Origin of the sequence: Shewanella litoralis (assembly GCF_009828585.1) — a bacterium.
GTDB lineage: Bacteria > Pseudomonadota > Gammaproteobacteria > Enterobacterales > Shewanellaceae > Shewanella > Shewanella litoralis.
On record NZ_WSRZ01000019.1, the window covers coordinates 16,147 to 29,378 of the forward strand.

Consider the following 13,232-nt stretch of genomic DNA (forward strand, 5'->3'; position numbering starts at 1 on the left):
ACGCTGGACGTATTCATTAATGCGGAATGGTATTAAGTCCAGCGTAAAAATAAAAAACCGCCAAAAGGCGGTTTTTAGAGAACTGATTAAGTTTAGTCAATCGATGGCTCTTCGCTATAATCAATATCGTGATAGCTTAAGCAGGTATCAACTTCATTCGCGCTACCTAAAATCACGGCTACGCGCTGGTGGATTTCAGTCGGTTGAATATCCAAAATAGTCTCGTAACCTGTTGAGGCTTTACCGCCAGCTTGCTCGACAAGCAATGCCATTGGATTGGCTTCATACATTAGGCGCAATTTAAAAGGTTTAGCCGGGTTTTTATTGTCTGTTGGGTAGGTAAAAATACCGCCGCGACACAAAACACGATGCACATCACCCACCATAGCGGCAATCCAACGCATGTTAAAAGACTGCTCACGCGGGCCAATTTTACCCAGTAGCAAGTCGGCAATGTAGGTTTGCATTGGCGCTTCCCAAAAGCGCTGGTTAGACATGTTAATGGCAAATTCAGCCGTGTCTGGGGTGATTTGCACATTGTCGTTGGTCAGTAAAAAGGTTTGGCTGTCTGGGTCTAGGGTATAAAACTGTGTACCTTTGCCTGTGGTTAATGCCATCATAGTTGATGGGCCATAAAGCACGTAACCTGCAGCAACTTGTTTACGCCCAGCTTGTAAAAAGCTTTGCTCGTTAAATTCGCCAGCAGGTGCAGGTAATACAGAAAAGATCGTACCCACTAACGAGTTAATGTCGATATTAGATGAGCCATCTAAAGGATCAAAACTCACTAGGTATTCACCCTGTGCATTGGCCTCTACAACATAATCTTCTTCTTCAGAGGCGATGCCACGCACTGTTGCGTCAGCCTTTAAAGCGTCTTTAAGCATGTCGTTAGTGATGACATCCAGTTTTTTCTGGGTTTCACCTTGAACGTTTTCTTGCTCTGTTGCGCCTAATACACCCGCTAATGCGCCGTGACGAACGGCACCGCTAATGGCGATTGAGGTTTCCGCTAAGGTAAATAGCAATTGCGTTAAAGATGCATTTACCGCTTGAGCGCTGAGGGTTTGGGCCAAAGTCTGCATTATTTTTCCTATGAGATTTTGCGAGGTTAAGGTCTATGTTTTAAATTTAATTCTTATGAGCAAATCATACCCCACAATGAGGCTAATTTCAGCGATTGTTATCTGAGGTTTTGGTTTTACAGTAATTTCAGGCAAAATGTTGACTGATTGATTGCCCTAGGATTAATAATAATGACAACAACATGGAAGCAGCATGCTTTAGCGGCAATGACTGCCGTACCGTTTCTCTTTACTAGCCAGATTTTTGCAGCAGACCAAGGCAGTGCCATGACCTCACTTACTACCGCACCGTTAAGTGCAATAAATGGCAATAAAACGCCACTCACTATTGAGCGTATTCATGCCTCTCCCGCATTAGCAGGCTCAAGCCCGCGCGGGCTGGCATTATCACCAGACGGCAAACGGGTGACCTATTTATCGAGCCGCGCCGATAACCAACATTTTTATGATTTGTGGCAAATGAACATCGCCACGGGGGAGCGCAGTGTATTGATTAATGCAGATCTGCTTGCCAGTGGTGAGTTGTCTGACGAAGAAAAAGCCCGCCGTGAACGCCAGCGAATTTACGGTGAAGGGATCATGGAATACTTTTGGTCCGAAAACAGCCAAAGTATTTTAATTCCTGCCGCAGGACAATTGTATTTATATGATGTGGCTAGCAATAAAGTCACTGAGCTTAACACGGGTGAAGGCTTTGCAACGGACGCGCGTTTGTCGCCTAAAGGCCGCTATGTGTCGTTTGTGCGCGATCAAAACCTTTATGTGTTGTCGTTAGCGTCACAACAAGTAATCGCGTTGACAACCGACGGTAAAGGGCCGATCAAAAATGCCATGGCTGAGTTTGTCGCCCAGGAAGAAATGGATCGCATGACGGGCTATTGGTGGGCGCCGGATGAGTCAGCTATTGCTTTTACTCGCATTGATGAATCAGGTGTTGAGCTGGTGACACGAAATGAGATTTATGCAGAAGGCATTAAATTAACCGAGCAACGTTATCCTTATGCCGGTAAAGCCAATGTTGAAATCGCCCTTGGTGTCGTGAGTTTGCAAGATAAGAGTGTCAACTGGATTGATTTGGGCAAGCAAAAAGACATGTATTTACCGCGTGTTGAATGGCTACCCGACAGCAAGCATGTGTCTTTTCAGTGGCAAAGTCGTGATCAACAAGCATTAGACCTACGCATTGCAGCTGTAAGCCAACCAGAGCAAGCTAACACTGTGATTGAAGAGCGCAGCCAAGCCTGGATAAACCTCAATAATGACCTGCATTTTTTAAAGCAGCAGTCTGCCTTTATTTGGGGCTCTGAGCGTGACGGGTTTAATCACTTGTATTTGTTTGATTTACAAGGAAAGCAGCTCAAACAATTAACCCAGGGTGAGTGGACGGTTGATGCGCTTGAATTTGTCGATGAAGCCAGCGGCTGGGTGTATTTTAGTGGCCGTAAAGACAGTGTGGTTGAACGTCATTTATATCGGGTTAATTTAAACAAAGGTGCCGACTCAATCGAGCGAATTAGCCAACGTGCAGGAATGCATGCTGCGGTTTTTGCTGATAAAAGCCCAGTGTATTTAGATTATTTTAGTAGCCTACAGCAGCCGCCACAGATCAGCTTACACAATGACAGTGGCAACCGTTTAGCCTGGGTTGAACAAAACGAAATCAATAGCAAACACCCGTTATATGATGTGGCTGGGCTATGGCAAATGCCTGAGTTTGGCCAATTAAAAGCGGAAGATGGTCAGCCATTAATGTACCGTTTATTTAAACCTGTGCCGTTTGATGCTAATAAAAAATATCCTGTGGTGGTGCGTGTTTATGGCGGCCCACACGCCCAACTAGTGGTGAACAGCTGGAGCGAGGCGGATTATTTTACTCAGTACTTATTGCAGCAAGGTTATGCCGTATTCCAATTAGATAACCGTGGCTCGGCTCATCGTGGTACTGAGTTTGAGTATGTGATTTATCAAAATATGGGAGATGCCGAGGTAAACGATCAAAAAGTGGGTGTGGATTACTTACGCAGCCTGCCATTTATTGATGGCGACAACGTGGCAATTTATGGTCACAGTTACGGCGGCTATATGGCATTAATGAGCCAATTTAAGGCGCCAGATTATTTTAAAGCGGCTATTTCAGGGGCTCCTGTAACCGATTGGCGTTTATACGATACCCATTATACCGAGCGTTATATGGGGGATCCTGAAACCAATAAACAAGGTTATGATGCCAGCAGTATTTTGCCTTATGTTAGCAATTACCAGTCTGGCCTGTTGATGTACCACGGTATGGCGGATGATAATGTGTTGTTTGAAAACAGCACGCGCGTTTATAAAGCATTGCAAGATGAAGGTAAATTATTCCAGATGATGGATTACCCAGGGTCTAAGCATTCAATGCGCGGCGAGAAAGTGCGTAATCACTTATACAAATCGTTGGCTGCATTTTTAGACCAACAATTGAAATAATCATAAACTAATCGCTATAAGCGGACATAAAAAAACCAGGTTAATCACCTGGTTTTTTATTGGATAACCTACAAGATTAGTCTTCTAAGTCACCACAAAAACGATAGCCTTCACCGTGGATAGTCGCGATGATTTCTGGCGTATCAGCTAAGCTTTCAAAATGCTTACGAATGCGACGGATTGTCACGTCAACAGTACGGTCATGCGGCTTTAACTCACGGCCTGTCATTTTTAATAGTAAATCAGCACGAGTTAAAATCTTACCTGGGTTTTCAACAAAGTGAAGCATCGCACGGAATTCGCTGCGTGGTAGCTTATAAGACTCACCTTGTGGGTTCACTAAAGAACGGCTGTTAATTTCTAAGCTCCAGCCGTTGAAACGGTAGTATTCAACAGAACCTTTTTCTTCAGTTTCTGCAGCTGCACTATTAACGCGAGTTAATAGGTTACGAGCACGAATCGTTAATTCATGTGGGTTGAAAGGCTTGGTGATGTAGTCATCTGCGCCGATTTCAAGACCAAGAATTTTATCTACTTCGTTATCACGGCCGGTTAAGAAAATAAGACCAATGTTATTTATTTCACGTAATTCGCGAGCAAGTAATAACCCGTTTTTGCCTGGCAAGTTAATATCCATAACCACTAGGTTAATTTTATTATCTTGCATGGCTTTGTGCATTTCTGCGCCGTCGTTAGCTTCTGTCACGACATAGCCTTCGGCTTCAAAAATACTGCGTAATGTATTACGGGTTACTGCTTCGTCTTCAACAATCAGAATGTGCGGGTTTTGCATGATATTTACCTAATTTTATAAAATTCGACTCTAGCGTTTCGCTGCTAGTAAGTTGTTATCGCGTATTAATGAACGCTGATACTCCAGTATTTTTATGGTGTTTATCTATGTCTGCCCTGAATAAAACACTCTTATTAACTCGTATGTTGTAACGCTATGTGTGGTTACTGAGTTGTCTCGCGTATATTAACTCCCATCAAGCAATGCGATATGCCTTTGCATAATGAGTAAAATTTTGCCAAATGGCTTACTACTATGAATACGATTTATCGAGATAGTTCCATATGTTGCAAACTTATTTATACGTATTACAGTTTATCCTTTAGCTTTATCAAATGTAGAACATAAAACGTTCAGGTGTAAACTAAGCACACAAAATTGTGATTTATTACCAATAAATGCGTTTTAAACACCAGCGCTTGATACATTAACTAAGCGATGTTATTGGTTTCACTACAGTGCTTTAATAGTAGGTGACGATTATTGTACTCGTTTTAGGCATTTGTTAACAAATTAAATGTTAAAAAATTAATATAACCGTCAAGCATATGAAAGATTAATGTGATTAACGCTATAATATTAAAGAGGAAATTAATATTATACTTGTGACTGATATCACAAACCTTTAAGAATCCATAAGGCTCTGCTAAACTGATTTTGGCTTAATTGACGAATTAATATTATGGAAAATGTTATAGATAAATTGTGGCATGAGTATCAACGCACACACTTTTTGTTCACACAACGCCTTTCACATGACTTCCCATTTGCTATTATTACCGCCCATAATCCCAGTGGCTTATTACTTTCTCCAAGCCAAAATCGTTTACTTGACCGCCAGCTTCAGTTCAAAATTCAACAGTACAATAGCCCATATCGAGCACTCGTCGGTGCGGCACCTGATTTGTCGCATATGGAAAAAAGCTGGGCTGTTTTTATTGATAAAGAACAGGCGCTTGAGTTGGGTCGAGAGTTTAATCAACATGCCATTTATTATGTAAGTCAAGGGATTTTGTCTCTGGTTGCGTGCGTTGATTCGTTAATGCCAGACGTTGATATGGGAGCCTTTAATCAGCGTTTACGCCTAGTGAGCGAATTACCCGACATTGGTGCGCACAGTTAACATTAGGCGATTATGCATATTAAGTGGTCTACGACGCAATATTGCGCCTTAATTTGAGGCAATTAAGTTTTATTGTCTCGTTATTTTGTTGTTTTGGTGTTTTTAAACCAAAGAAATGACAACTTTTCATCATAATGAACATTCATCAAATGATAGTTTTAATACTTTTGAGTGTCGTGTTGCTGGCAGTGCTATTCGCCGCGAAGATGAATAAAATTAAATTAGCGTATTTTTACAACGATTGTTGATTGACTTGTCAGTAGGTTTGTTGCTATTTTTCAAGTCCCTCCTTAGGGAGGCACAGAAGAGGAGCGTTAACTAGGTAGTAAGTTTGAGGATGCCAGTCCGATGACAACTTACGAGGGAGATTAGCGCCGAGGTATCAAATTGTGTGGCACACATTGGTACCGGTCGTATAGGCTGAATCCTAACGATTGTCACCTGTTTTTATTGGTGGAGAGCTTCTGGTGATGATTGCTGTTTCCCTTCTTTAAGGGTGCGTTATCTTAGCACCAGGCTCTTCGAACGTAGTGTGTTCGGAGTGTATATCATGTTAGTAAATCACATCTTTTTTTATTGTCTTTCGCCAATCGCGGAGGCATCGCTATGAGCCTAGTGTCTCAAGAAAATCGCCCTGAGTTAGTGGTCGCCAAATTTGGTGGTACTTCGGTTGCCGATTATGCATCAATGAGCCGTTGTGCTGATATAGTATTAGCAAACCCTGTAACTCGTTTAGTGGTGGTTAGCGCGTCAAGTGGCGTGACCAATTTGCTGGTCGAGTTAACGCAAGCTAATGTAAACGATGAGCGTCGTTTAGCCTTGTTAAAGCAAATTGCGCAAATCCAATATGCCATTTTAGATGAGTTAGGTCGTCCGCAAGATGTGGCAGCGAGCATTGATAAAATTCTAAGCCGTATGTCGGTATTAAGTGAGTCATTAGAACTTGATCGTAGCAAGGCGATTATGGATGAGCTGCTTTCTACTGGAGAGCAATGTTCATCGATTCTATTTTCTGCTGTTATCCGTGAAAAGGGTACAGCATCGGATCATTTTGATGTGCGTCAGGTGCTTCGCACTGACAGCCATTTTGGTCGTGCAGAGCCGCATATTGAAGCCATTGCCTCTTTGTCTGGTGACTTGTTAAAGCCGTTGCTCGCAAAATATGTCATTGTGACTCAAGGGTTTATCGGTGCAGACCAAGATGGCCGTACGACAACGCTTGGCCGTGGTGGTAGTGATTATTCTGCAGCGCTACTTGCCGAAGCATTAAGTGCCACAGCGGTAGAGATTTGGACTGACGTTGCCGGGATTTATACCACAGATCCAAGACTGGCGCCTAATGCGCGCCCAATTGCCGAAATCAGCTTTAACGAAGCGGCAGAAATGGCAACTTTTGGCGCTAAAGTGTTGCATCCTGCAACCATTTTACCTGCGGTAAGACAAAAAATTCAGGTGTTTGTGGGTTCCAGTAAAGCCCCTGAAATGGGCGGGACATGGATCCGTCATCAAGTTGAAGATACACCTGTTTATCGTGCGGTTGCCCTTCGTCGTGATCAAACATTATTAAACCTACATAGTTTACAAATGCTCCATGCTCAGGGCTTTTTAGCGGAAACGTTTGCCACACTGGCTCGCCATAAAATTTCGGTAGATTTAATCACAACCTCTGAAGTTAACGTATCGCTGACCCTAGATAAAACCGGTTCAGACTCAAGTGGCCAGGGGCTACTGAGCGAGTCATTGCTGCAAGAACTATCACAGCACTGCCGTGTACGTGTTGAAGATAATTTAGCGCTAATTGCGATTATTGGTAATCGCATTGCGTCTACGGCCGGTATTTGTAGCCGTGTGTTCAAAGTGCTCGAAAACCACAATGTACGCATGATTTGTCAAGGTGCGAGTCCGCATAATTTGTGCGTGTTGGTGTCTGAGTCAGAAGCTGCGCAGGTGGTTAATGCTTTGCATCAAAATCTGTTTGAGTCGTAATTGATGAGTAAGATGATAAGGTCGAATATACAAGTGGGAGAGCTTGCCACAGGGCAAGCCCTCAGCATACCGCTTTATGATATTCAAGGCTCTGATAACGCGGCACCAAGCGTGTATATTCAGGCCAATGTTCATGGTGCTGAAGTGCAAGGTAATGCAGTAATTTATCAACTGATGACCTTGCTCGAAGGCTACGATGTACTTGGTGATATCAAGCTGGCTCCTTTGGCAAATCCGTTGGGCATTAATCAAAAAAGTGGCGAGTTTACCTTAGGGCGGTTTGACCCTATCACTGGCGTCAATTGGAACCGTGAATACTTTGACCACAATATTGATTTAACGACCTGGTATGCTGAGCATCAACACTTGAGTAATGCTGCGTTATTCGATGCCTACCGAGATAGGTTAGTTGAGTCGTGTCATGCAAGACTCAATCAGCCTTTTGGTATCACAACAGGCCATAGGTTGGCGGTAAACCTGCAAGCAATGGCACACCAGGCAGATATAGTACTGGATTTACATACCGGGCCTAAGTCATGCAAGCATTTGTATTGCCCTGAGTATGACATTGAAGCTGCGCGTTTTTTCTCTATTCCTTACACCTTGGTTATACCTAATAGCTTTGGTGGCGCAATGGATGAAGCGGCATTTTGTCCCTGGTGGCAACTCACAGATTTTGCCGCACAACATGGGCGTGAATTCACTGTGCCTGTGTCGGCATTTACCCTAGAGCTGGCGAGTCAGGAGCGGATTGATTTAGCTGATGGACTGGAAGATGCAAAAGGTATTTTAGCGTATTTAAGTCATCGAGGGGTGATCCGCGAAAAAGTAGAGCCAGCTCAAATGGCGCGCTTTGGTTGCTATTTAAAAGACTATAAAAAGTTTCATGCACCTAAAGCGGGATTAATTGAATATTGCGCTGTGGTCGGCCAACCACTTAATGCCGGACAGCCATTAGTGAATATATTGCGTATGGACTTATATGGCACCGATGACGCGCATCAAGCGATTAGCTTGCCAATGGATTGTGTGCCCATTTTACACTTTGCGTCAGCGTCGGTACATCAAGGCACTGAGCTCTATAAAGTGATGACCAATGTGTTTAGGCTTTAAACAAAAATAACCAAAACGCCTGCATTTTGCAGGCGTTTTGGTTTTGACTGAATGACGATGCGAGAGAGGCCTTGAGCTTAACTGCCAAGGATTTGCAGTGGGATTGCTAACATGTCATCACCTGTACTTGCAAAGTACCAAATAATCCCCACTAAGCCCGCTACCGTTAACAAATACCACATGGTTGAGAAAATCTGTCCGTATCGATCAAGCGGCAATAAGTGACTTTGATGACGGCTGCGCCATTCAAAAACAATTTCTACACTACCAATCAGCAGTAAAAAGCCTAATAGAGCAAGGCCTAGGCTGTAGCTGATAAATACACCTGCAGCGGCACCTAAAACACAGGCGATTAGGCCGACCATACTGTTCATTGAAAAGCTGATACTCTTTAAAATATGGCCACCATCGAGTGGTAAAATCGGCAATAAATTAAACAGGTTGAGTAGCGCGTTAAAGCTAGCAAGTCCGGCAAAAAAGATATTACCGGTGATCCAGTACAGACCTAAGCTAATGACAGATAAAATCAGTCCAAATGTCGGCCCCATAATCGAGATATAAACATCTTGCCAACGAGTGTTAATACGCTCATCGCTTAAGGCCAATCCGCCGACAAAGGGAATAAGATAAATGCCTTTGGTTTTCATGCCAAAGTGTTTCATGGCACGAATATGGCCGTATTCATGAAACACTAAACAGCCAATCAGTGCTAAGGCAAATTCTAGTGAGAATAACCAGGAATATGCGGCCACACTGGCGCCTGCAAACAGCACTTTAATCACTTTTGCACTTTTAAGAAGCTTAAACCCCAATGAGGCTAAGCCGACAATACTGATTTTTTGCGTTTTAGCGACTGGTACTTCAGGTGTTTGTTTTTCAATGTCACTGACGCTGCGCTTCCCTTGAGTGACCTGTTCGTCATCGACCAGTAAGCAATAGTCGAGCTGAAAAGGCTGCCAGTTAACGTCTATTTCTAGGCGCACAGGGATCGCTTTAGTGTGCGCGGTATTAGTCACATCGGCACCATTCTCATTGGTACTATTCTCATTGAGAGGGTCATTTTGTGCATCAAGGGGATTAACCTGTTGAGCAAATTGTTGAGTGAGTTCAAACGAGTGAATATGAAAAGCTTGATCGCTCGCACTGGCTGACTTTTGCGATACCAGTTGGTTGTCCCAATAAAGTTGCTGCCAACCTGCAATAGAGCCTTCTAGGCGTAAGCGTTTACCAAGACATTCAATATTAAGTAATTCCATTAAGGATTCTCAGAGCTTAAAGACGGTGAGTATGCGGGCATTTTGCCAGAGCGTTGTTTGATGCTCAATGGGCAATGGAATTTTATTGTTTAATAAAGCTGTTCTAATTCAGCAACAGTGGCAATGCCTTGCTCTATTGTGGTGAAAACGATTTTTGCGCTGCAACAATGCCCCTGAAATTGGCCGTATTGGCGTACTAAAGGCAACATTTGTAACACGTTTATTGGTTGCGGTTGTTTTACGAGGTGTGGCAGTTGTGCCACGCTCGTGTCGATTGAGGTGTGTTCAGGTTGCGGCTTTGCGATAAGATAAATGTCGCCGCTACTGTCAATCAATGTGTCTTGTACGCAAACAGTATATTGATTGGCACAAATAAAGCTTAACCAATCTTGATGGTTGGCCAGATACATTAGCTCATCATCTTGATCAAACTTTAAAATTGCTGGCCAATGTATTTGCTGCATAATGTGCCTGTTTCATTATTGAGTGCTGTTTAGGTTAGCGGTTACTGTAATCGTACGATACTTCTTGATTAACGTTTTTGACAACACACGGGCCATGTTCGCGTTGCGTGCGATTAAATGCATTACCGATATGGATTTCGACATTGGTAAAAATGTGTTTTTCAGCTTTGATAAAGTAATTATCAAAATAACCTTCAACTTCGTTTTGATGTTGAGTGAACTCCATTTCTTCTTTATTACGCTCAGCCGCCATTTGATTCTTTTGGTCGAGCATCATTTTGACTTGCTCAATCATGCCGGCATCATTTTGCCATTCTGTTTTAGGTGGCAATTTTCGTAAGCGAGCTTCAAGTTCTAACCCAGCAACAACCATGCTTTTAATACTGTCATCGAGATCCTTAAGCTGTTGCTTTAATTCACCTTGATGCATAGCGCAAAACAGCTCAGTTTTAGTGCCTGCGGTTGCGCCAAAAGCAATCGCTCTTATGCCTTTGGCTGCGGTGGCGATACCGCCCACTAGGTCGCCTCGTCTTGATTGAGCATCGCTGACCGTTATGCTATCGCCAGAGGTTGTATGACTGTGCAGCAATTGCTTGGTGACTAAAATATTACCTTGCGCTTCTAGGTTGGAATATTGCACAAATTGAGCACAAATTTGTCCGCTAGCTTTAATGTGGGTGCTGAGTTGTTGCTCTTTAATTAATCGGCCAATAACGCCTTTACTGACAATGACATCGCCTTGCGCTTCAATGCTGGCAGACTCGACAAAGCCCATTACGGTTACATCGCCACTGGCTTTCACTTCCATACCTTCGTGTACGTCACCGGTAATGAGAATACTGCCTTTAAAATTGACGTGGCCATAGCGCACATCAACATCTTTTATTTGCAGCATATCGTCTACTTGCATGCCTTTACGGTTTTCAACGGGTTGACCTGACAAGGTTGCAATCAGCTTGTTAGGGTCTTTTGGGTGCAAACTGGTACCAGGGCCTGGCTCCATGGGTTTATCTTTTCCGGGGACTTGTTGCAGTACATCACCATGAACATTAAAACCGGGTGTGCCAAGTGTTGCGGGAACTTTTACCATTAATAGGTCATTGGGTTTTACGGTAATTAATGCCCCTAAATTGCGCATATCGACTGAGCCGTCTTCACGCTCCTGTGGCTGTAATAAGCGCTCACGCGCTAACGCCACCTTCCTGGTAATGACCGCATTTTCACCATTGATAGCGGGTTTTCCACAAGCGATGACACCCTCACAACTTTCGCCTGGAGGCAAAATCGATAAGCGCTGCATTAATGCCATGATTTTTGGCTTGCTTAAGCCCATTTTGATTTTTTTGCTTTTGAGCATATTGAGGATGTCTGGCAGGGTCATGTCTTTACCACCCCATGCCGAAGTGATTTTCATGCTGGCATGCATTTTATCGTCACTCACGGTGATGCCTACGCTGCCGTCTTTACGCTCGGCAATCGCAAAAAATAATTCATGGTCGCCAGGTTTTTGACCGCATAATGCGTTAATTTCGGTTACGGCTTTAGTGATTGCTGGTGCAACGGGAAACAACATGGCAAAACTGGGCTGAGTGAGTAAAGCATGAATGTCTTCAGCTGACACCGGGCCATGAGTATTAGGAACTACACGGAGTTCTGCTTTTGATTTATCTGCGCTTAGCGCTATGACTGAGGGCTCTAACATAACATCCTTTGTTTTGTTTTTATTTTTATTATGGTTTAAAACGAAGGCAATAGATTAACAATGAAAATGACCTAAAAGTGTGCGCCATTTTGCCTTTGAGTCAATTTAGCTGATATTGAAGTCCATTTCCAGCAGTAAACCCGCATTAACGCTGATGAAAATACAGTTTGTACTTATTATTTTCTGCTAATACATTCGCATTGCCAAAATAGGTGGCGATAGTATCTGCATAGGGTAAGTGACGATTCGCCACAATTTGCCAAACGCCTTTAGGCGCTAAGCTGCTGGCGCTATGTTTCACAAATTGGGTTGCAATGTCGGTCGTGCTTGTTAACCCATCATGAAACGGTGGGTTTGAGATGATGCCGTTAAATTGGCCATTAACTTGATTAAACCCATCAGACGGATACACATTCGCCTGCATATTGTTTGCTGCAAGGGTGAGCTGGCAAGACGCTAACGCCATGGCATTAATATCAATACATTCAATGGTTAGCTGTGGGTTTGCCTTGAGTAATGCCGCGCTTATCACCCCCGCGCCACAGCCAAAGTCTAACACTCTTCCCTGCAAGTTATCGGGTAAGTGCGACAGTAACAGTTCGGTACCTTGATCGAGGCGTTTTTCACTAAATACGCCAACAAGATTGCAAATTTGTAGTTGCCCTTGCGGTGTGTCTAGAGCGTATTGGCTTACCCAATCAGTTAATGAAAGTGGCGGCGCTGCCTGAGTTAAATAGCAGGTATAAAGTAAACAATGACGGGCATTATCTTGCTTTATTGGTGTTGAAAAGTAGTCAGGGGTTAATTTAGCGATAGACTTAATGCCCCCTTTGTTTTCGCCCACAATCACTAATAAACCGTCTATGGCTAAGTGCTGAGCCGCTAATTGCAGTAAGTAACCCATTAAGGGTTTTGCTTTAGGAAAGTAGGTAATCACACTGTCGTACTTTTCTGTTGCTAAGCCATCGGGGAGTTTATGACCAAAATAGCACTGCAGATTGCTGTTAGCGTAAGGTGACAATGTTTGGTGGTGATTAAAATCGAATGCTAATGCGGTGATATGGCTCGCAGACTCTAGGCATTGGTTTGCAAAGGTATCAGCTTCATAATTGAGTATTAATACCCTATGTTGCTGGAATAGTTCACTGTTGCGGATTAATGCTTGAGATGGATTTGTTAGCACTTGAATTACTCATGGTAAAGAATAAAAAATTAACAGCCCTTTGTTTGTGGAACAAAAGGCT

10 protein-coding genes and 1 riboswitch are annotated in these 13,232 nt (G+C 43.3%); of the genes, 4 read left to right on the forward strand and 6 right to left on the reverse strand.

The window, feature by feature from the left end; translation table 11 throughout:
* Nucleotides 1-92: 92 nt before the first annotated feature.
* Nucleotides 93-1,085 (reverse strand): class 1 fructose-bisphosphatase, encoded by a 993-nt coding sequence (locus GQA99_RS14840; RefSeq protein WP_160054965.1) that lies wholly within the window; start codon nt 1,083-1,085, stop codon nt 93-95.
* A 171-nt stretch (nt 1,086-1,256) separates the two neighbouring features.
* On the opposite strand from GQA99_RS14840, the gene GQA99_RS14845 reads away from it, so the two are divergent.
* Entirely contained in the window at nt 1,257-3,551 is a 2,295-nt protein-coding gene (locus GQA99_RS14845) for a S9 family peptidase (protein ID WP_170293549.1), read from the forward strand.
* A 76-nt stretch (nt 3,552-3,627) separates the two neighbouring features.
* Here GQA99_RS14845 and arcA read toward each other — a convergent pair whose 3' ends face one another.
* Nucleotides 3,628-4,344, reverse strand: coding sequence for a two-component system response regulator ArcA (gene arcA / locus GQA99_RS14850; RefSeq protein ID WP_160054968.1), 717 nt, complete (start codon nt 4,342-4,344; stop codon nt 3,628-3,630).
* A 682-nt stretch (nt 4,345-5,026) separates the two neighbouring features.
* Here arcA and GQA99_RS14855 point away from each other — a divergent pair.
* The 3 genes from GQA99_RS14855 (at nt 5,027) to GQA99_RS14865 (ending at nt 8,566) form a co-directional block, all read left to right on the forward strand.
* A complete protein-coding gene (locus GQA99_RS14855; protein WP_160054971.1) occupies nt 5,027-5,467 on the forward strand; it encodes a DUF3293 domain-containing protein in 441 nt (146 codons plus the stop codon).
* 296 nt (nt 5,468-5,763) lie between these two features.
* Nucleotides 5,764-5,939: riboswitch (Lysine riboswitch) on the forward strand.
* A 134-nt stretch (nt 5,940-6,073) separates the two neighbouring features.
* On the forward strand, nt 6,074-7,453 hold the full coding sequence (gene lysC / locus GQA99_RS14860) for a lysine-sensitive aspartokinase 3 (RefSeq protein ID WP_160054974.1): 1,380 nt from the start codon (nt 6,074-6,076) through the stop codon (nt 7,451-7,453).
* Nucleotides 7,454-7,456: 3 nt separating this feature from the next.
* Nucleotides 7,457-8,566 (forward strand): succinylglutamate desuccinylase/aspartoacylase family protein, encoded by a 1,110-nt coding sequence (locus tag GQA99_RS14865; RefSeq protein ID WP_373291443.1) that lies wholly within the window; start codon nt 7,457-7,459, stop codon nt 8,564-8,566.
* A gap of 77 nt (nt 8,567-8,643) precedes the next feature.
* Here GQA99_RS14865 and GQA99_RS14870 read toward each other — a convergent pair whose 3' ends face one another.
* The 4 genes from GQA99_RS14870 to GQA99_RS14885 all read right to left on the reverse strand — a co-directional run bounded on the left by GQA99_RS14870 (nt 8,644) and on the right by GQA99_RS14885 (nt 13,171).
* Nucleotides 8,644-9,822, reverse strand: a complete 1,179-nt coding sequence (locus GQA99_RS14870) for a site-2 protease family protein (RefSeq protein WP_160054980.1) — start codon at nt 9,820-9,822, stop codon at nt 8,644-8,646.
* 89 nt (nt 9,823-9,911) lie between these two features.
* Nucleotides 9,912-10,286 (reverse strand): DUF4144 family protein, encoded by a 375-nt coding sequence (locus tag GQA99_RS14875; protein WP_160054983.1) that lies wholly within the window; start codon nt 10,284-10,286, stop codon nt 9,912-9,914.
* Nucleotides 10,287-10,320: 34 nt separating this feature from the next.
* Complete coding sequence (locus tag GQA99_RS14880; RefSeq protein WP_160054986.1) at nt 10,321-11,988, reverse strand: flagellar assembly protein A; 1,668 nt, start codon at nt 11,986-11,988, stop codon at nt 10,321-10,323.
* A 145-nt stretch (nt 11,989-12,133) separates the two neighbouring features.
* Nucleotides 12,134-13,171, reverse strand: a complete 1,038-nt coding sequence (locus GQA99_RS14885; RefSeq protein ID WP_160054989.1) for a methyltransferase — start codon at nt 13,169-13,171, stop codon at nt 12,134-12,136.
* Nucleotides 13,172-13,232 lie beyond the last annotated feature (61 nt).

Bases quoted from the DNA above. Each gene is read 5' to 3' on its own strand.
- GQA99_RS14840 (WP_160054965.1), bottom strand. From the start codon at position 1,085: ATGCAGACTTTGGCCCAAACCCTCAGCGCTCAAGCGGTAAATGCATCT.
- arcA (WP_160054968.1), bottom strand. From the start codon at position 4,344: ATGCAAAACCCGCACATTCTGATTGTTGAAGACGAAGCAGTAACCCGT.
- GQA99_RS14855 (WP_160054971.1), top strand. From the start codon at position 5,027: ATGGAAAATGTTATAGATAAATTGTGGCATGAGTATCAACGCACACAC.
- GQA99_RS14845 (WP_170293549.1), top strand. From the start codon at position 1,257: ATGACAACAACATGGAAGCAGCATGCTTTAGCGGCAATGACTGCCGTA.
- lysC (WP_160054974.1), top strand. From the start codon at position 6,074: ATGAGCCTAGTGTCTCAAGAAAATCGCCCTGAGTTAGTGGTCGCCAAA.
- GQA99_RS14865 (WP_373291443.1), top strand. From the start codon at position 7,457: ATGAGTAAGATGATAAGGTCGAATATACAAGTGGGAGAGCTTGCCACA.
- GQA99_RS14875 (WP_160054983.1), bottom strand. From the start codon at position 10,286: ATGCAGCAAATACATTGGCCAGCAATTTTAAAGTTTGATCAAGATGAT.
- GQA99_RS14880 (WP_160054986.1), bottom strand. From the start codon at position 11,988: ATGTTAGAGCCCTCAGTCATAGCGCTAAGCGCAGATAAATCAAAAGCA.
- GQA99_RS14870 (WP_160054980.1), bottom strand. From the start codon at position 9,822: ATGGAATTACTTAATATTGAATGTCTTGGTAAACGCTTACGCCTAGAA.